Origin of the sequence: Streptomyces sp. NPDC015345 (genome assembly GCF_043078805.1) — a bacterium.
Lineage (GTDB): Bacteria > Actinomycetota > Actinomycetes > Streptomycetales > Streptomycetaceae > Streptomyces.
The window spans coordinates 107,197-125,320 of sequence record NZ_JBIBTX010000007.1 but is presented as its reverse complement, the minus strand read 5'-3'; the positions used below and the strand labels follow the sequence as shown (position 1 = coordinate 125,320).

18 protein-coding genes are annotated in these 18,124 nt (G+C 72.1%); 8 read left to right on the top strand and 10 right to left on the bottom strand.

Annotated elements, in window-relative coordinates:
* Positions 1-28: 28 nt before the first annotated feature.
* Positions 29-496: a redox-sensitive transcriptional activator SoxR gene (gene soxR, locus ACF062_RS27560; RefSeq protein ID WP_392142220.1), complete on the bottom strand. Its 468-nt coding sequence runs from the start codon at positions 494-496 to the stop codon at positions 29-31.
* 382 nt (positions 497-878) lie between these two features.
* On the opposite strand from soxR, the gene ACF062_RS27555 reads away from it, so the two are divergent.
* A complete protein-coding gene (locus ACF062_RS27555; RefSeq protein WP_223773757.1) occupies positions 879-1,343 on the top strand; it encodes a MaoC family dehydratase in 465 nt (154 codons plus the stop codon).
* Here the strand turns inward: ACF062_RS27555 and ACF062_RS27550 are convergent.
* The 3 genes from ACF062_RS27550 to ACF062_RS27540 all read right to left on the bottom strand — a co-directional run bounded on the left by ACF062_RS27550 (position 1,334) and on the right by ACF062_RS27540 (position 3,579).
* Positions 1,334-1,972, bottom strand: a complete 639-nt coding sequence (locus ACF062_RS27550) for a TetR/AcrR family transcriptional regulator (RefSeq protein WP_392142217.1) — start codon at positions 1,970-1,972, stop codon at positions 1,334-1,336. The two genes, ACF062_RS27555 and ACF062_RS27550, sit on opposite strands and share 10 nt — an antisense overlap.
* 66 nt (positions 1,973-2,038) lie before the next feature.
* On the bottom strand, positions 2,039-2,329 hold the full coding sequence (locus ACF062_RS27545) for a YiaA/YiaB family inner membrane protein (protein ID WP_392142215.1): 291 nt from the start codon (positions 2,327-2,329) through the stop codon (positions 2,039-2,041).
* Positions 2,330-2,427: 98 nt separating this feature from the next.
* Positions 2,428-3,579 (bottom strand): acyl-CoA dehydrogenase family protein, encoded by a 1,152-nt coding sequence (locus ACF062_RS27540; protein WP_392142213.1) that lies wholly within the window; start codon positions 3,577-3,579, stop codon positions 2,428-2,430.
* A gap of 73 nt (positions 3,580-3,652) precedes the next feature.
* Here ACF062_RS27540 and ACF062_RS27535 point away from each other — a divergent pair, with 73 nt between their 5' ends.
* Both ACF062_RS27535 and ACF062_RS27530 read left to right on the top strand, forming a co-directional pair.
* On the top strand, positions 3,653-4,309 hold the full coding sequence (locus ACF062_RS27535; RefSeq protein ID WP_392142211.1) for a TetR/AcrR family transcriptional regulator: 657 nt from the start codon (positions 3,653-3,655) through the stop codon (positions 4,307-4,309).
* 71 nt (positions 4,310-4,380) lie between these two features.
* A complete protein-coding gene (locus ACF062_RS27530; protein ID WP_392142209.1) occupies positions 4,381-5,091 on the top strand; it encodes an ArsR/SmtB family transcription factor in 711 nt (236 codons plus the stop codon).
* A 6-nt stretch (positions 5,092-5,097) separates the two neighbouring features.
* Here ACF062_RS27530 and ACF062_RS27525 read toward each other — a convergent pair whose 3' ends face one another.
* Positions 5,098-5,673, bottom strand: coding sequence for a TetR/AcrR family transcriptional regulator (locus ACF062_RS27525; protein ID WP_392142207.1), 576 nt, complete (start codon positions 5,671-5,673; stop codon positions 5,098-5,100).
* Between the two features lie 129 nt (positions 5,674-5,802).
* On the opposite strand from ACF062_RS27525, the gene ACF062_RS27520 reads away from it, so the two are divergent.
* A complete protein-coding gene (locus ACF062_RS27520; protein ID WP_392142206.1) occupies positions 5,803-6,831 on the top strand; it encodes an urea transporter in 1,029 nt (342 codons plus the stop codon).
* Positions 6,832-6,936: 105 nt separating this feature from the next.
* On the opposite strand, the gene ACF062_RS27515 is transcribed toward ACF062_RS27520, so the two are convergent.
* Positions 6,937-8,016 carry a Zn-dependent alcohol dehydrogenase gene (locus ACF062_RS27515; RefSeq protein WP_392142683.1) on the bottom strand — a complete coding sequence of 360 codons (1,080 nt, stop codon included), beginning with the start codon at positions 8,014-8,016 and terminating at the stop codon, positions 6,937-6,939.
* A gap of 46 nt (positions 8,017-8,062) precedes the next feature.
* Complete coding sequence (locus ACF062_RS27510) at positions 8,063-9,454, bottom strand: aldehyde dehydrogenase family protein (protein WP_392142682.1); 1,392 nt, start codon at positions 9,452-9,454, stop codon at positions 8,063-8,065.
* A gap of 212 nt (positions 9,455-9,666) precedes the next feature.
* Here ACF062_RS27510 and ACF062_RS27505 point away from each other — a divergent pair, with 212 nt between their 5' ends.
* Together ACF062_RS27505 and ACF062_RS27500 are read left to right on the top strand one after the other, a co-directional pair.
* Positions 9,667-10,614 (top strand): DUF5829 family protein, encoded by a 948-nt coding sequence (locus tag ACF062_RS27505; protein WP_392142205.1) that lies wholly within the window; start codon positions 9,667-9,669, stop codon positions 10,612-10,614.
* 272 nt (positions 10,615-10,886) lie between these two features.
* Positions 10,887-12,098 (top strand): S8 family peptidase, encoded by a 1,212-nt coding sequence (locus ACF062_RS27500; protein WP_392142203.1) that lies wholly within the window; start codon positions 10,887-10,889, stop codon positions 12,096-12,098.
* A 292-nt stretch (positions 12,099-12,390) separates the two neighbouring features.
* On the opposite strand, the gene ACF062_RS27495 is transcribed toward ACF062_RS27500, so the two are convergent.
* The 3 genes from ACF062_RS27495 to ACF062_RS27485 all read right to left on the bottom strand — a co-directional run bounded on the left by ACF062_RS27495 (position 12,391) and on the right by ACF062_RS27485 (position 15,802).
* Positions 12,391-13,566 (bottom strand): MFS transporter, encoded by a 1,176-nt coding sequence (locus ACF062_RS27495; protein WP_392142201.1) that lies wholly within the window; start codon positions 13,564-13,566, stop codon positions 12,391-12,393.
* Positions 13,566-15,011: a CitMHS family transporter gene (locus ACF062_RS27490; RefSeq protein WP_392142199.1), complete on the bottom strand. Its 1,446-nt coding sequence runs from the start codon at positions 15,009-15,011 to the stop codon at positions 13,566-13,568. Before ACF062_RS27490 ends, ACF062_RS27495 begins: the two co-directional genes overlap by 1 nt.
* Before the next feature lie 158 nt (positions 15,012-15,169).
* Complete coding sequence (locus ACF062_RS27485; protein ID WP_392142198.1) at positions 15,170-15,802, bottom strand: TetR/AcrR family transcriptional regulator; 633 nt, start codon at positions 15,800-15,802, stop codon at positions 15,170-15,172.
* A gap of 170 nt (positions 15,803-15,972) precedes the next feature.
* Here ACF062_RS27485 and hmgA point away from each other — a divergent pair, with 170 nt between their 5' ends.
* Both hmgA and ACF062_RS27475 read left to right on the top strand, forming a co-directional pair.
* Entirely contained in the window at positions 15,973-17,331 is a 1,359-nt protein-coding gene (hmgA, locus tag ACF062_RS27480) for a homogentisate 1,2-dioxygenase (RefSeq protein ID WP_392142196.1), read from the top strand.
* A 27-nt stretch (positions 17,332-17,358) separates the two neighbouring features.
* Complete coding sequence (locus ACF062_RS27475; RefSeq protein WP_392142195.1) at positions 17,359-18,108, top strand: GntR family transcriptional regulator; 750 nt, start codon at positions 17,359-17,361, stop codon at positions 18,106-18,108.
* The last annotated feature ends 16 nt before the right edge of the window (positions 18,109-18,124 follow it).

Below are 18,124 nucleotides of genomic sequence, written 5' to 3'. Positions count from 1 at the left end.
CCGCCCCGCCCGCCGCCCTCACTCGCGCTCAGGAACGGGAGCGGCGCTCCACCATCAGGCGGGAGCCGGTGAGCCGCTCGCCGAACTCGTCGTCCGGGTTGGAGAGCACGCACGTCTCCAGGGACAGGCAGCCGCAGCCGATGCAGTCCGTGAGGTGGTCGCGCAGCCGGCCCAACTGCTTGATGCGCTCGTCCAGTTCGGAACGCCAGTGCTCCGAGAGGTGCGCCCAGTCCTCACGGTTGGGCGTGCGCTCCTCGGGCAGCGAGTCGAGAGCCTCGCGGATCGTGGCGAGCGGGATGCCGACGCGCTGGGAGGCGCGGATGAAGGCGACGCGGCGCAGCGTGTCCCGGTGGTAGCGGCGCTGGTTGCCCGAGGTGCGGCGGCTGCTGATGAGGCCCTTGGACTCGTAGAAGTGCAGGGCGGAGACGGCGGCGCCGCTGCGGGCCGACAGCTGGCCGACCGTGAGTTCGTGGACCTTCTCTGGAATCTGGGGCACCCCCCGAACCCTAATGGCTGGTCCGGCCGCGGGTTCAGGGTGCCGACGCGGTCGGCCGGCGGCGGCGGTCGGCGCCCGCGGCCGGCCTCCGGCCCGACCCGTAGGAGCCGGAGCCGGCCCCGACGTTCAGCACCGTCCGCGCGTCGCCGAGCGCGTCAAAGATCTGCGCGGGTGCGCGACCGCGCCGGTGGACGAGTCGTCGACCAGTTCCGCGACCTCCCGGGGTCCGCGCCGACGGGCGCACGGGCCCGCGGCCTGGCGTCACGTGAGGGTCAAGTGGCGGGCCCGGGTCCGTTGACACGCGTCGGCACACCCCGCATGCTGAGCAAGCGCTTAGTCCGCGCGGTTGGTGTATGTCGCACACGTCTGGGAGGCCAGGGACATGGCGGAGCCGAGGATCTTCACGTCGGCCGAGGAACTGCGCGCCGGAGTCGGCGGGCAGCTGGGATACAGCGACTGGCTGGAGATCGACCAGAAGCGGATCGATCTCTTCGCCGAGGCCACGGGCGATCACCAGTGGATCCACGTGGACGCCGAGAAGGCGGCCGCGGGCCCCTTCGGGACGACCATCGCGCACGGCTATCTGACCCTCTCGCTGCTGCCGGCCCTGGTGCCGCAGATCATGCGGGTCGAGGGCATGAGGATGGGCATCAACTACGGCACCGACAAGGTCCGCTTCCCCTCCCCCGTGCCGGTCGGTTCCCGGCTGCGGGCGACCGCCACGCTCACGGACGTGACGCCCACCAAGGACGGCGGCGTGCAGGTGACGGCGCAGGTGACCGTCGAGCGCGAGGGCGCCGACAAGCCCGCGTGCGTGGCCCAGTCGGTGTCGCGCTACTACTTCTGAGCCCCCTGCGGACGGGCACCCACCATCCGCAGCACGAGGTCGGCGTAGAGCGCGCCGACCTCGTCGGGCGTCCGGTGGCCCGCCACGTTGAACCAGCGGGCCACGTCAATGCAGAGCGAGAGCACGGCGAGCGTGGTGCCGGGCACGTCCGGGACGTCGAACTCCCCCGCCCGCACCCCGTCGTTGATGATCTCCCGCACCGCGGCGTCCGACTGGCGGCGCAGCGCGACGATCTCCGTGCGGTGCTCCTCGCCCAGCGCGTCCAGCTCGTACTGCACCACGCGCGCGGTCGTGTGGTGGGCGGCGTGCCAGCCGACGAAGGAGCGCACGGCCGCCGCGAGCCGCTCGGCCGCGGTGCCCTCGCCGTCCGCCGCCGTGCGCAGGATGGCGAGGGCCTTGTCGTGGCCGATCCTGCTGATGCGGTGGAGCAGCTCTTCCTTGGTCTTGTAGTGGATGTACAGCGCGGCGGGGCTCATCCCCGCGCGGCCCGCGATGTCACGGGTCGTCGTCGCGTGGTAGCCGCGCTCGGCGAAGGCCTCGACGGCGGCGATCAGCAGCCGCCTGGCCGCGTCGGGGCTGACCTCGCCCCACGGCCGCTCCTCGACGCCGGTCTCCTCCGCCGCGCTCATGTCCACTCCTCAGCATTCGGGAGGGGACACCATACCCCTGATGGTGAGCAAGCGCTTAGCGAGCGGTCAGGAGACGGGCTTGAACGGGTCGTGCTCGGCGAGGATCTTCTCCAGGCGCGCCTGATCGACGCGGCTGACGATCCGGTCGGCTTCCTGCCGGTCCCTGACCACCTTGGCCAGGGTGAACGCGGATGTCGTCAGGTACAGGACGGAGACGGCGAGGAAGGCGCGGATCCAGCCGCTGACATCGAGGCTGTAGATGCCGACCGCCGTCGCGCCGAGCGCCACGGCGAACGACGCGACCGCCTGACCGTAGTAGGCGGTGGTGCTCTGCTGCTTGACCGGAGTCTCACTCATGGCCTCAGCCTGATCCAGAGGCGGCCCCGCCACATCCGCTCCCGTACTCAACTCACGTACTCAGCCCCTGCACGGCCCCCGCGCGGGCGGGCCCGCGCTCAGAAGGCGGAGACGCCCGTCAGCGCGCGGCCGATGACCAGCTTCTGGATCTGGCTGGTGCCTTCGTAGAGCGTCATCACGCGGGCGTCCCTGAGCAGCTTGCCCGCCGGGTACTCGTCGATGTAGCCGTAGCCGCCGAAGACCTGGAGCGCGTTGTTCGCGGCGCGCACGGCGGCCTCCGAGGCGAAGAGCTTGGCCGTGGAGGACTCGGTGGCGAAGGGCTGCCCGCGGTCGATGAGGTCGGCGACCCGCCAGGTGAGCAGGCGCGCGGCGTCCACGTCCACCGCGATGTCGCTGATCAGCTCCTGGACCAGCTGGTGGTGGGCGATGGTCTTGCCGAACTGCTCGCGCTCACCGGCGTACTTCACCGCGGCGTCCAGGGCGGCCTGCCCGATGCCCACACAGCCGGCCGCCACCGACATGCGGCCCTTGGCCAGCGCCGACATGGCGACGGAGAAACCCTTGCCCTCGGGCGCCAGCATGGCCGACGCCGGGACGCGGACGTCCTCCAGTACGAGCTCCGCGGTGGCCTGGCCGCGCAGGCCGAGCTTGCCGTGGACGGTGCGGCGGCTCAGGCCGGGCGTGTCGGTGGGCACCAGGAAGGCGGAGACGCCCCTGTGCCCGGGGGTGTCGTTCGTGCGCGCGAAGAGGAGCACCACATCGGCCCACGTGCCGTTGGTGATGAACATCTTGGCGCCGTTGACCACGTAGTCGTCGCCGTCGCGCACGGCCCTGGTGGTGAGGTTGCCCGCGTCGGAGCCGGTGCCCGGCTCGGTGAGCCCGAAGCAGCCGACGTACTCGCCGGAGGTGAGGCCCGGCAGCCACCGCCGCTTCTGCTCCTCACTGCCGAAGGACGCGATGGTCTTGGCGACGAGGCCGAGCGAGACGGAGACGATGCCGCGCACGGAGGAGTCGCCGCGGCCCAGCTCCTCGGTGACCAGGCAGTACGCGAGGTGGTCGCCGCCCGAACCGCCGTACTCCTCGTCGATGGTGAGTCCCAGGAAGCCGACGTCGCCGAGCTTCTTCACGAGGGCCCGGTCGACGCTCTCGGCGCGGTCCCACTCGACGACGTGCGGGGTGATCTCGCGCGCGACGAACTCCTCGGCCAGCTGCCGGACGGCGGTCTGCTCCTCGCTGAGCTCCAGGTTCATCGCGGGCACCCTCTTTACGTCGACATTTAAATTAGCACTGCTAGTTTCTGTTGGCAGCCCTACTATGTGCCGCATGGCCCGACCGCGCAAGCCCCTCCTCAGCCGAGAACGCATCGTCGAGACGGCGCGCGCCCTCGTGGACGCGGAGGGCCTCGCGGCCGTCTCCACGCGCCGCCTCGCCGCCGAGCTGGGCGTCAGCGGGCCGTCCCTCTACAACCACTTCCGCACCAAGGACCAGATCCTGGAGGCGGTCGCCGACTCGGTGAGCGCGCAGGTCGACCTGTCGATGTTCGACGCGGACGACGGGCGCGACTGGCGTACGGCGCTGCACGACTGGGCGGTCTCCTACCGGGCCGCGCTCACCCGGCACCCGAACATCGTTCCGGTGCTCGCCCGCGGCCCCGGCCGCCGCCCGGCCGGACTGCGGCTCGCGGACGCCGTGTTCGGGGCGATGGTCGACGCGGGCTGGCCGCCCGCGCAGGCCACGTCGATCGGCGCGCTGATGCGGTACTTCATCATGGGCTCCGCGCTCGGCTCCTTCGCGGGCGGCTTCGTGGACGACGAGACGGCGTACGACCCGGCGGACTACCCCCACCTCGGCCAGGCGCACCTCCTGGCGGACCGCCAGCAGATCATCGACGAACGCGCCTTCGAGGCGGGCCTCAGGGCGCTGCTCGACGGATTGGCGTTGCAGTACGAGCAGGTGGGCGGCGCGATGCGGGGGCGCTGACGGCAGTGGTGCCCTCAGGGCACCCCCACGCTTCGGCGCCGGCCGAAGCGTGGGTGCGGCATCGTGGCCGTATGACGCCCCGATCCGGCAAGAACGACAACGCCTCCGCCCTCGCCTCCCTGGCCGGGCTCCTCGCGGACGAGACACGCGCCGCGTGCCTGCTCGCGCTGCTCGACGGGCGGGCCTGGACCGCCGGTGAGCTGGCGCGGCACGCGGGGGTCGCCGCGTCGACGGCCAGCGAACATCTGGGGAAGCTGGTCACGGGCGGGCTGCTCGCCGAGGAGCGGCAGGGCAGGCACCGCTACGTCCGGCTCGCCGACGCCGGGGTCGCGCAGCTCGTGGAGGACCTCGCCGCCCACGCGGTGCCCGGGGCCACCGCGAAGCCCGGCACGCTGCGCGAGTCCGGCGCGGGCAGCGCGATGGCGCGGGGCCGCACCTGCTACGACCACTTGGCGGGGCGGCTCGGGATCACGATCACCGGGGCGATGACGGCACGCGGCCTGCTGCGGCAGGACACCGGCTTCGCCCTGACCGACCAAGGCGTGGCGTGGTTCGGGGAGTTGGGCATCGAGCTCGCGCGCGGTGGGCGCCGGCCGCTGGCCCGCGCCTGCCTGGACTGGACCGAGCGCAGGCCCCACCTGGCCGGGGTCGCGGGCGCGGCGCTGTGCGGGCACGCGCTGGACTCGGGGTGGTGCGTACGGATCGGCTCGCAGCGCGCCGTGCGGGTAACCCCTGCCGGGGCGCGGGCGTTCGGCGCCCACCTCGGCATCGAAGACCTCTAGGGCCTGTCACTCGGTGACGATGCGCTCCACCGCCGCGTCCACGAGTGCGTCCCGCTCGGCCTCCGAGAGCACGCCCGGCAGCGTGAGCTGCTCCACGATGAGCCAGTTGAAGGCCAGGTAGAGCAGCCGCACGGCGGTCGCGTCGCCGGGCAGGCCGGAGCTCTCGTGGTAGGCGACGTTGGCGTCGAGGTCCGCCCGGACGCGTTCGGTGAGGACGGCGCGCAGGTCCGGGCGCCTGGTCGCCTCCAGGCGCAGTTCGAGCAGGGCGAGATAGCCGGTGCGAAAGCCGCTGACGCGCCCGACGACCTCGCGCATCAGCGTCTTGTACGTCTCCTTGTCCGGCTCGGCGGTGCGCTGGCGCTCGACCTCCTCCTCGCCGGGCTGGAGCCGCTCGTAGACCCGGGCGCCCGCCTGGGTCAGCAGGTCGTCGCGGTTGCCGAAGTAGTTGGATGCGGTGCCGGTCGGCACCCCGGCCTCGGCGTCGACCGCGCGGAAGGTCAGCCCGCGGGCGCCCTCCCTGGCCAGCACCTCGATGGCGGCGTCGACCAGAGCCGCACGCCGTTCGTCGTTCCTGCGCACCATTGACGCCACTCCATCCGTAGTACTACATCCCTACCACTACGGAAACAGTACTACAAGCGAGGGCCGACCGTAGATGTACTCTGCACCCGTCCTGCCGGACGAAACACGGACGTAACGCGGGGGTGGACCGTGGGACACGCGACGGATGCGCCGGGCGCCGAGGGCTCGGCGAAGGCCGCGGGGGGCTCGACCCGGGCCGGGGCGCGGGTACTTGGCCCGCCCCGCCTCCGCGGTCTCGCCACCCAGGTGCTGCGCGGGCAGGCCCAGGTCACCTTCCTGCCCAGCGCCGTCGCGGGCGCGGTCTTCTGCCTCGCGCTGTCCGCGGCCGGCTGGGAGTACGGCCTCTACGGCCTGGCGGGCACCGCCGTGGGTACGGCCACCGCGCGGCTCCTCGGCGCGGACCGCGACCGGGTCAAAACCGGCCTCGAAGGGTTCAACGCCTGCTTGACCGCGCTCTGCTGCGCGGTCTTCCTGGGCGCGCGCCACCTCTCGACGGCGCTGCTCGCGCTCGCGGCCTGCGTGGTCGTCACGGTCGTGACGGCGGCCGTGGTCCACCTGCTTGGCGTCTGGGGGCTGCCGTCGCTCACCCTGCCGTACTGCCTGGTCGCGAGCGTCATGACCATCGGCGCGCCCGGCTTCCGGCGGGTCTGGCACCACGGCGAGGACCTCGCCGCCCTCCCCCGGCCCGCGACCGGCACCACCGCGCTCGGGCCGGCCGAACTGGCCCGCGGCTTCTTCGCCGACTTCGCGCAGATCTTCTTCATGCCGCAGTGGTACGTGGGCGCACTCCTGCTCCTCGGCCTCCTCCTCGCCGACCGGCGGGCGGCGGGCGTGGCGTGTCTCGGCAGCGCCGTCGGGATCGCCACGGCGTGGGCACTGGGCGCGCCCGCCGCGCGGATCGCCGACGGCACGACGGGATACAACTCCGTCCTCGTCGCCCTCGCCCTGTGCGGCGTCTTCCTGCCGGCGCGGCCCGCGACACTCGCGTACGCACTCGTGGGCGCCGGCGCCGCGACGGCGGTCGCCCCGGCCATGGCGGCCCTCTTCGCCCCGTCCGGCGGCCACGCCTTCACGTGGCCGTTCGTGGTGACGACGCTGGTGTTCCTGGCGGGGGCCAAGTCCTTCCCACGCGTGAGCGGTTCACCCACAGCGGTGTGACCGGGCGCCGCGCCCTTCCCGGCAGGGGTGAAGCCCGCTCCACGCCGCGGCGGTGCGCCCCGCACGGCATGCCCGAGCCTCACCACCCGCCCGGCGGCTGCCCGGTCAGAAGACGACCAGCGCTCGGCCGCCCTTGCCCGCGAGCATGTGCTCGAAGGCCGTCGGGATGCCGTCGAGGGTGATGCGGTCGGTCACCAGGGCGCTCAGGTCCAGGCGTCCCGCCCGGATGTGCTCGGCCAGGACCGGCAGGTCCGCCGCCGGGTCGGAGTTGCCGTAGACGCAGCCGGAGAGGGTCCTGCCCCAGTGGAAGAGTTCCAGGGCGTTGAACGTGACCTGCTGGTCCTTGCCGCCGATGCCCACGACCGTGGTGCGGCCGCCGCGTCGCGTGGACTCCCAGGCGGTGCGGATCGTCACCGCGCGGCCCACGCACTCCACGGCTACGTCCACGCCCTGGCCGCCGGTGAGCCCGCGGATGTCTCGGGCCGTCTTCTCCGAGGCGACCACGTAGTCGGTGGCGCCCGCCGAGCGCGCCAGCTCCTCCTTCTCCGGGGAGACGTCGACCGCGACGATCCGCGAGGCACCGGCGATCCGGGCGGCCTGGAGCGTGGCGAGGCCGACGCCGCCCACGCCGTACACCGCGACGCTCTCCCCCGCGCGGACCTTCGCCGAGTGGTGCACGGCACCGTACCCGGTCAGGACGGCGCAGCCGAGCAGGGCCGCGTCGGTGAGCGGGACCCCGTCCGGCACCGGCAGGACGCAGCGCTGCGAGACCACGGTCTCCTCGGCGAACGCGGCGACGTTCAGGCCGGGGTGCAGGTCCGTGCCGTCCGGCCGCTTCGCGTAGACGTCGGCCGCGCCCGCGAGGGCGTTCGCGCAGAGCCACACCTCGCCGATCGAACAGGCGTGACAGGTGCCGCAGGACGGCGCCCAGTTGAGGACGACGCCGTCGCCGGGGACGACCCCGGTGACGCCCTCGCCGACGGAGACCACGGTGCCCGCGCCCTCATGGCCGAGGACGGCGGGCACCGGGACCCGCATCGTGCCGTTGGACAGGGACAGGTCGGAGTGGCAGACCCCGGCGGCGGCGAGGCGCACCCGCACCTGGCCGGGACCTGGCTCAGGAAGGTCGATGTCGGCGATCTCCAGCGGGGAGCCGACGGCGGGGAGGATGGCGGCGCGGACCACGTTCACGTACTCCTTGGGGAAGCGGGCGGGCTCGAACGGCTGGGAATCAGAACTGGAGCGACTTCGTCTGGAGGTACTCCATCAGGCCGTGCGCGCCCAGCTCGCGGCCGACGCCCGACTGCTTGTAACCACCGAAGGGGGCAAGGGGGTTGAAGCTGCCGCCGTTGATGTCGACCTGGCCGGTGTCCATGCGGCGGGCGAAGGCCACCGCCGCCGCGTCGTCGGCGGCCCAGACGGCGCCCGCGAGACCGTACACCGTGCCGTTGGCGATGCGCAGGGCGTCGTCCTCGTCCTCGTAGCGGATGAGGGAGAGCACGGGGCCGAAGATCTCCTCCTGGGCGATGGTCATCTCCGGGGTGACGTCGGCGAAGACGGTCGGCTGCACGAAGTAGCCCCGCTCCTTCGGCGCTTCAGGGCCGCCCGCCACGAGCCGGGCGCCCTCCTCGACGCCCTTCTCGATGTAGCCGCGCACGCGCGCCTGCTGCTTGGCGTTGACGACGGGGCCGATGCGGGGGCCGTACTTGGCCGCGGCGGCGGCCGCCAGCTCCACCGCCTCGTCGTACCGGTCGTCGTGCACCAGCATGCGGGTCCACGCGCTGCACGTCTGCCCGGAGTTGGACATGACGTTCGCGACACCGACGGCCACGGCCTTGGCGAGGTCGGCGCCCGGCAGGATGACGTTGGCGGACTTGCCACCGAGCTCCAGGGCGACGCGCTTGACCGCCGCGCCCGCCGTGGCGCCGATCCGCTTGCCTACCGCCGTCGATCCGGTGAACGAGACGAGGTCGACGCCCTCGTGCTCGGCGAGGGCCTGCCCCGCGACCGGGCCGAGGCCGGTGACGAGGTTGAAGACGCCTGCGGGGACGCCCGCCTCGTGCACCGCCTCGGCGAAGAGCTGGGCGGTGAGCGGGGTGTCCTCGGCGGGCTTGAGCACCACCGTGCAGCCCGCCGCGAGCGCGGGGGCCACCTTGTTGACGATCTGGTGGAGGGGGTAGTTCCACGGCGTGATCGCACCGACCACGCCGACCGGCTCCAGATGGACGGTGGAGTTGCCCACCTTCTCCTCGAAGGGGTGCGTCGCGGCCAGTTCGGCGTACGAACCGCAGACGGCGATCGGCACCCCGGCGTGCACGGCCTGCGAGAACGGCAGCGGGGCGCCCAGTTCGGCGGTGACGGTCGCGGCGATCTCGTCCTTGCGGGCGACCAGCCGGTCGCGGAGCGCGCCGATCAGGGCCGCGCGCTCGGCGGGCGGCGTGGCGGCCCAGTCGGGCAGGGCGGCGCGGGCCGCGCGCACCGCGGCGTCCACGTCCTCGGCGGTGCCGGCCGGGACCTGGCCGAGGGGCTGTTCGTCGGCCGGGTCGACGACCGTGATCATGTCGGTGCCCGCGGCCGGGCGCCAGGTGCCGTCGATGTACATGCCGTCGTGGGCCTTGTACATGCCGTCGTGGGCCTTCATCGCATTCCTCCAGGTAGTCGTCCACAGTACAAACTAGCGCTGATAGTTTTCCGGCACCAGGGCGGCCGGGCGCCCCAGGAGCCCAGGAGGCCCAGGATCCCCAGGAGCCCCGTGCGTAGCCGATCGGGGGCTTTATCCGGCAGGCTCGTCGGAACAGCCGCGTCCGCCGCCTCCCCGGCCCTACTGTCGCCCGTATGCTGCTGCGCCGGAAGTTGCGTATGTCCCTGGCCCTGACCGTGACCCTCGCCGCCGCCCTCCTCGGGGCGACCGGAGGAAGCGTGAGCACGGCTCACGCCGAGGAGAAGCCGCCGCGCGAGCGGCAGCTGCTGTTCTACAACCACGCCTACGGAGTCGTCGACCGGGAGACCGCCGACGCCGTCGAACACTCCGGGTATCTACGGAAATTCGCCGACTTCGAGGTCCGCACCACGACCGGGTCCGACGGTTTCACCTGGACCGGCCGCTATCTGAAGGGCCGCGAGACCTACCTGGAGATCTTCGGGGTGGGCGATGTGCCCGACACGCCTCTCGGCGGGGCGGGCCTGGCCATCTCCACCGAACGCGACGGAGACCTGGCGACCGTCCTCGAACGGCTGCGGGACCAGGGGATCACCGACCCGGTCCAGTTCCAGCAGACCCGCGACTTCGGCGACGGGGTGCCGGTGCCGTGGTTCGACGCGGTCTTCACCACCGATCAGTACGACGCCTTCGGCACCTGGGCGATGGAGTACCGGCCCGAGTACTTCGCCGACCCGCGCGGCAAGACGGAACCGGCCTCCTACCCCGGTGACGTCGGCCGGGAGCGCTACCTCCCCGACGTCTACCGCGACCGCCTCATGCGCGACGTGGCCTCCGTACGTCTCGCGGTGACCCCGCGCGACCTGGACAACACGGTGCCGCTGCTGCGGGCCGGCGGGTTCGTCGTACGCCCCACGGCGGGCGGCGGCGTCGTCGCGGACCGCGGCGGGACCACGATCCGCCTCGACGCGGTGCCGCGCGACCGGGTGGGCCTGCGGCAGTTCACGTTCGTACTGAACAAGGCCGTGCACAAGCGTCACGTGGAGCGGCTGGGCCACTCGACCCTGACAGTCGGCCCCGGCCCGCGCGCGGTATGGGACTTCGAGGAGCGCGGGCGGAGCTGACCCGGCCGAGGACCGTCACGGCCGGGTGGGGCCTCACCCGGCCGAAAACCCCACATTCGCCGCGCATTCGTCCGGAATTTGATTTCCGTTACGTGACATACGCATGACAACGCGTCGACTCTCTTGATCTACCCCCGTGGAGGGGCCACGCTACTGCTCGCGACGGGAGCGGGACCGCACCGCTCCCTTCTGTGTGTGCGATCACGCGCACACCCCCCACAGTCGCGTCGCCCCACCCCGGGCGCGCCGCCTATGAGGAGGACTCCCTCGTAATGGCAATGCCGCGTAGCAAGAAGACTGTGATCGCCGCCGCGATCTCGACCGCCGCCGCCGCCGTTCTCGGCACGGTCACCGCTCTGCCCGCCCAGGCCGCCCCCGCCGAGGGCACCGTGATCGCGGCCGGCTCCGCCGACGCCGTCAAGGGCAGCTACATCGTCACGCTGAAGAAGAGCTCGGGCCTCAAGGCCGCCACGGGCCAGGGCAAGAACCTCATATCCGAGTACGGCGGTTCGGTCACGAAGACCTTCAAGTCCGCGCTCAACGGCTACACCGCGAAGCTGAGCGCGGCGGAGGCGAGACGCCTCGCCGCCGACCCGGCGGTCGCCTCCGTCGAGCAGAACCAGCGGGTTCGGGCCGACGCGACGCAGACGAACGCCCCCTGGGGCCTGGACCGCATCGACCAGGCCAGGCTGCCGCTGAACGGCAGCTACACCTACCCGGACACCGCGGGCTCCGGCGTCACCGCGTACGTGATCGACACCGGGGTGCGGATCTCGCACTCGGAGATCAGCGGCCGCGCGGTCAACGGCTACGACGCCGTGGACGGCGACACCACCGCCCAGGACGGCAACGGCCACGGGACGCACGTCGCCACGACCGTCGCGGGCAAGACGTACGGCGTCGCCAAGAAGGCCAAGGTCGTGGCCGTGCGCGTGCTCGACAACAACGGCTCCGGCACCACCGCCGGGGTCATCGCGGGCATCGACTGGGTGACCAGGCACCACACCGCCGGGGCCCCGGCCGTGGCCAACATGTCGCTCGGTGGCGGCGCCTCCACCTCGCTGGACACCGCGGTGAAGAACTCCATCGCCGACGGCGTGACCTACGCGGTCGCCGCGGGCAACGAGAGCACCAACGCCGCCAACTCCTCGCCCGCGCGCGTCCCCGCGGCCATCACGGTCGGCGCGACCAGCAACACCGATGCTCGGGCGAGCTTCTCCAACTACGGCTCGGTCCTGGACATCTTCGCGCCGGGCGTCTCCATCAAGGCGGGCTGGCACACCGGCGACACGGCGACCAACACCATCTCCGGTACGTCGATGGCGACGCCGCATGTCGCGGGCGCCGCGGCGATCTATCTGGCGGGCCACACGTCGGCCACGCCGGCGCAGGTCGCTTCCGCTCTGGTGAACGGCTCCACGCCGAGTGTCGTGACGAACCCGGGGACCGGTTCGCCCAACCGGTTGCTCAAGATCGTCCCGTAACTGGTGGGTTTGTACGGGTAGTTGCGCCCCGGAGGTTGTCGACGCCTCCGGGGCGTTTCCCGTGCCGGGTGCCTCTGGCTGTCTGCCGGTGCGGGTTGTGGGGGCTGGGCGCGCAGTTCCCCGCGCCCCCGGGGCAAGGCCATGCGCGGCGCCGCCCGTCTTCGTGCCGCGGGCTGGCCCGGGTCTGCCGGTGCGGGATGTTGGTGGCTGGGCGCGCAGTTCCCCGCGCCCCTGGGGCAAGGCCATGCGCGGCGCCGCCCGTCTTCGTGCCGCGGGCTTGCCGGGGGCTTCCTCACGGGTGTGGGGTGCGTGTGCCCAGGGCTGATGCCGCCAGTAGTAGGGCTCCCAGCATCACGAACGGTGCCGCCACCCCTGCCGCTCCCGCCACCAGGCCCGCCGATGCGGGTGCGGCGACCTGGCCGAGGCGGTTGCCGGTGAGGCGTAGGGCCAGGGCCGTCGAGTGGGCGCCGGCGGGGGCGGCCTGGACGACGGTCGTCATGGAGAGCGGCTGTCCCACGCCGAGGCAGAAGCCCAGCGCGGCGAGCATCAGGGCGAGGCCCCACACCGGTACGGGCAGCGCCATGCCCGCGCACAGGACTCCGCCGAGCAGGCACGAGCCGGTCAGGAGTGCCGTCCTGCCGAGCAGCCGGATCATCGGTGTCATCACCAGGCGGCAGGCGATGGTCGACGCGGCCCGCAGGCTCAGGAGCAGCCCGACGGTGGCGGGCGCGATGCCTCGGTGTTCGCCGACCACCGGCAGGTAGGCGGTGAGGATGTCCGTCGCGGAGAGCACGGCGAGGCTGATGAAGATGCCGGCAGGGACGCCCCGGGCGCGCAGGATGCCGAGTACCGGAACCTGTTCGTCCCGCTGCCGCACGGCCGGCGCGTGGCGCATGTGCTCGATGCGCCACAGCGACGTCAGCGACACCGCGCCGACCGCCGCCGAGACGAGCAGAGCGAGCGCGCTGGTGCGGCCCATGTCGGCGCCGATCAGGGCGCCCGCGGCGATCGGCCCGACCAGCTGGCCGAGCGAGGCGCCGATGGTGAAGTGCCCGAAGTTGCGGTCCTGTTCGGCGGGGGCGGACTGCCGGGCGACGATCGACTGCGCGCCGATCACGAAGCAGAGGTGGCCGAGCCCCATCACGCCGCTCCACGCGGCCATCGCGCCGAGGGAACCCGCCATACCGCTCAGGGCGCAGCCGCCGGAGATCAGGACGACGCCGAGGGGCAGCAGCGGCGCGCACCGCCCGTTGTCGGTCCTGCGGCCGAGCGGCACGGCGGCGAAGAGCGGCAGCAGCGCGTACACGCCCGCGATCACGCCGATGGCGCGTTCGTCGGCGCCCAGCGCGAGGGCCCGGTAGGAGACGGCGGGCCGCGCCATCGAAACCGCCCCTTGCGCGAAGCCGAAGGCGATGACGAGACGGAGCAGCCAGCCCCTGCCACCGGGCCCGGGTATGGCGTACGGCATCAGATGATGCCGAAGAGGATTCCGGCGCCGAGCACCACCAGCGAGGTGAGCACGGCCCACTTGACCGTGAACCTGGTGTGGTCGCCGAACTCGACCTTGGCCATGCCGACGAGCACGTACACGGCGGGCACCAGCGGGCTCGACATGTGCAGCGCCTGGCCGGCGATGGAGGCGCGCGCGATCTCCAGGGTGGAGACGCCGTGCGCCTGGCCCGCCTCGGCGAGGACCGGCAGGACCCCGAAGTAGAAGCCGTCGTTCGACATGAAGTACGTGAGCGGGATGGAGAGCAGGCCGGTCACCAGGCCCATGTGCGGGCCCATGCCCTCGGGGATGGCGCCGACGAGCCAGTCGGCCATGTGCTCGACCATGCCGGTGCCGGTGAGGACGCCGGTGAAGACGGCGGCGGCGAAGACCATGCCGGTGACGTTGAGGACGTTCTCCGCATGGGCGGCGATACGTGCCTTCTGGTCGGGCATGTGCGGGAAGTTCACCGTGAGGGCGAGCGCGGCGCCGAGCAGGAAGAGGACCGGGATCGGCAGCCACTCCATGATCATGGCGGTGAGCAGGAGAACGGTGAGGCCCGCGTTGAACCAGTAGAGCTTGGGGCGGAGGGTGGCGCGGTGGGGGTCGAGCCCCTGGAACCCGTCGTCGTCGGAGGCGTCCGAGGCGGCCCCGGTACCCTCGGCGCCCTCCGTCCGGACGGCGTCCGTGCCGGAAGCCGAGCCGCCGGTGGCCCTCTTGGTGAGCGACGTCCGCTCGTCGCCGCCGCCCGCGCCCACGAGGACCGTCTCCTCGGCCGTCTCCTTCTCCAGCACCTCGTCCAGCGACAGCACGCCGAGCCGCTTGCGCTCCCGCAGGCCCAGCGCGTACGAGAGGAGGAACACGGCGACCAGGCCCATGGCGAGCGCCGGGATCATGGGGACGAAGATGTCGGCCGCGTCGACCTTCAGCGCGGTCGCGGCGCGGGCCGTCGGACCGCCCCAGGGCAGGGTGTTCATGACGCCGTTGGCGGTGGCCGCGACGCCCGTCATCACGACGAGGCTCATCTTGAGGCGCTTGTACAGCGGGTACATCGCCGAGACCGTGATCATGAAGGTGGTCGAGCCGTCGCCGTCGAGGGAGACGATGGCGGCGAGCACGGCGGTGCCCACCACGATGCGCATCGGGTCCGCCTTGCAGAAGCGCAGGATGCCCCGGACGATCGGGTCGAAGAGCCCGACGTCGATCATGACGCCGAAGTACACGATGGCGAACATGAGCATGGCCGCCGTGGGCGCCAGATTGCCGACGCCGTCGAGGACGTAGTCCCCGAGATGGGCTCCCTTTCCTACGAACACGCAGAAGAGCGCGGGGATCAGCACCAGCGCCGCGATCGGCGACATCTTCTTCATCATGATCAGCACCAGGAAGGTGGCGATCATGACGAATCCGAGGATTGTCAGCATGGGGCTACCTAACGTTCACCATCGAACTCCCACCAGGTCTGGCGGTCCGGTTGACGGTAGGACCCGCAATCACGCGTTAACAAGATGTTGACGCGCGAGCAATAAGCGCAAAACTCCAGGTCAACGCGGTACTGCCGGGAGCTGTCCGACGGCAGCGCTCAGTCCAGCGTCCGCGCGAAGTACGCGTGCAGCAGGGTCCGTGCCTCCTCGACGAGGTCCGGGTCCCCGGCCGGACGGCCGCGGAAGGCCAGCTGGAGCACCGCGTCGACCGCCTCGACGCCGACGAGCACGGTCCGGCGCAGCCGCTCGTCCAGCGGGCTGCCGAGGTGGTCCGCGAGCAGGGCCGCCACCCGCTCCGCCACCTGGACGTTCGCGTCCGGCATCGCGTCCGGCGCGGAGGGGACGCCGAAGTCGACGAGACCGAAGCCCGGCACGGTGCGCTTCATCGCCAGGTACTCGTCGAAGGCGGCGTCGACCGCGCCGCGCCAGTCGGCGTGTCCGACGCCGCTCACCCTTGCGGCGACCCGCTCGGCGTAGGCGTCGAGGTTGCGGTGGGCGAGCGCGTCCGTGAGGGCGCGCTTGTTGCCGAAGAAGCGGTAGACCGAGCCGATCGGGACGCCCGCGCGCCGGGCGACCGCGCGGGTGGTCAGGTCTTCGTAGCCGACCTCGTCCAGGACGGCGGCGCAGGCGTCGAGGATCCGGGTCAGGCGCTCCGCGCTGCGCTCCTGCACGGGCACGTGGCGCAGGGAGGCCGGGGGCCGCGATTCCTTGGACGGGTTCCGGTGAGGCATTCCGGGAGAGTAGGGCACCACTGCGCCTCCCGGCTTCCCGCGACCACATTCCGGTCGCTGCCGGGCCGGAGTCGGGCGCCCCCGCCGGGCAGGAAGAGGGCGTTTCCTCTTGCGGAAGCAAAATCCGAATCCTACGGTGTCCCATAGGAATCAGTCACGAGGGAGCGATGATGAGCGGGGACCATGTGAGGGACGCGAGCCGAGCGGGCGAGGGCGACGCGCGCAAGACGGCCGAGCAGCTGACCTATCTCTCCGGCTTCGGCAACGAACACGGCTCGGAGGCGGTGCCCGGCGCCCTGCCCCACGGCCGCAACTCCCCGCAGCGCGCGCCCCTCGGCCTCTACGCCGAGCAGCTGAGCGGTTCGGCCTTCACCGAGCCCCGCGCGCACAACCGCCGCTCGTGGCTGTACCGCATCCGCCCCTCGGCCGCACACCCCGAGTTCACCCGCGCGGACAACGGCGCGATCCGCACGGCTCCCTTCACCGAGACGGTGCCCGACCCGAACCGGCTGCGCTGGAACCCGCTGCCGGCGCCCGCGCCCGGCACGGACTTCCTCGCGGGCCTGTGGACCCTCGGCGGCAACGGCGACGCGGCGCAGCGCACCGGCATGGGCATCCACCTCTACCACGCCAACTCCTCCATGACGGGCCGGGTGTTCAGCGACGCGGACGGCGAGCTGCTGATCGTGCCCGAGCGCGGCGGGCTGCTCCTTCGCACCGAGTTCGGGCTGCTGCGCGCCGAGCCGGGTGAGGTCGCGCTGATCCCGCGCGGCGTCCGCTTCCGCGTGGAACTGCTCGACGAGAGCGCGCGCGGGTACGTCTGCGAGAACTACGGCGCCCCCTTCCAGCTCCCCGACCTCGGCCCGATCGGCGCCAACGGCCTGGCGAACGCACGGGACTTCAGGGCGCCCGTCGCCGCGTACGAGGATGTCGAGGGCCCGGTGGAGGTGGTGAACAAGTTCTGCGGCAACCTCTGGCGCGCGACCTACGGCCACTCCCCGCTCGACGTCGTCGCCTGGCACGGCAATCACGTCCCGTACGTCTATGACCTGCACCGCTTCAACGTCATCGGCTCGATCAGCTACGACCACCCGGACCCGTCGATCTTCACGGTGCTCACCTCGCCGTCCGACACCCCGGGCCTCGCGGGCGTCGACTTCGTCGTGTTCGCGCCGCGCTGGCTGGTGGGCGAGGACACCTTCCGGCCGCCGTACTTCCACCGGAACGTGATGAGCGAGTACATGGGGCTGATCGAAGGCGCGTACGACGCCAAGACGGCCGGAGAAGGGGGTTTCGTGCCGGGCGGCGGCTCGCTGCACAACATGATGTCCGCGCACGGCCCCGACCGCGAGACGTTCGAGAGGGCGTCGGCCGCCGAGCTGAAGCCGCAGAAGATCGACGACGGCCTCGCCTTCATGTTCGAGACCCGGTGGCCGGTGACGGCGACGGAGCAGGCGGCCACCGCGTCCCACCTTCAGCGCGGCTACGACGACGTATGGCAGGGTCTGGAGCGCCACTTCCGCAACTGATTGCAGCGCGACTGATTCGGAGAGACCGTGACCGCCTTCGCCCCGGACTCGATCGTCCTGAATCGGAAACTGCCGCTCTGGTACCAGGTGTCGCAGTCCCTGCGCGCCTCGATACTCGGCCGCACCCCCGACGCCCCGCTCCGGCTGCCCACGGAAGAGCAGCTGGCGGGGCACTACGGGGTGAGCGTGCTGACCATGCGACAGGCGCTCAAGGAGCTTGAGGACGAGGGGCTCATCACCCGCCACCGGCGGCGCGGCACCTTCATCGAGCCGAGCGCGCGACGCGGCTCACCCGTCCGGCTGCTCGGCTCGGTCGACGCGATCGTGGCCCAGCAGTCGGGCATGACCACCCGGCTCCTCGAACACCGCACCGCCCCGCTCCCCGCCGAACTGGCCGGGCACTTCCCGGACTCGGCCGAGGTGGCGACGTACCACCGGCTGCGCAGCGACGAGAAGACGGGCGAGCCGACCAACCACGCCCGCAACTACATCCGCCCGGAACTGGCCGCCCGCATCGACCCGGACGACCTCGTGCGCTGGCCGATGACGAAGGTCCTGCGCGACGTGGTGGGGGTGCGCATCAGCCGCATCACCGACACCGTCGAGGCCACCCTCGCCGACCCGGAGACCGCCCGCCTTCTCCAAGTGCCGCTGCTCAGCCCGATCCTGCACTACACGGGCATCACGTACGACGAGGACGGCCGGACCCTGGACGTGGCCCGCATCCACTACCGCGGCGACCGTTTCTCCTTCTCGGTCACTCTCGACGCGACGTGACGGGCCGGGGCGGCCC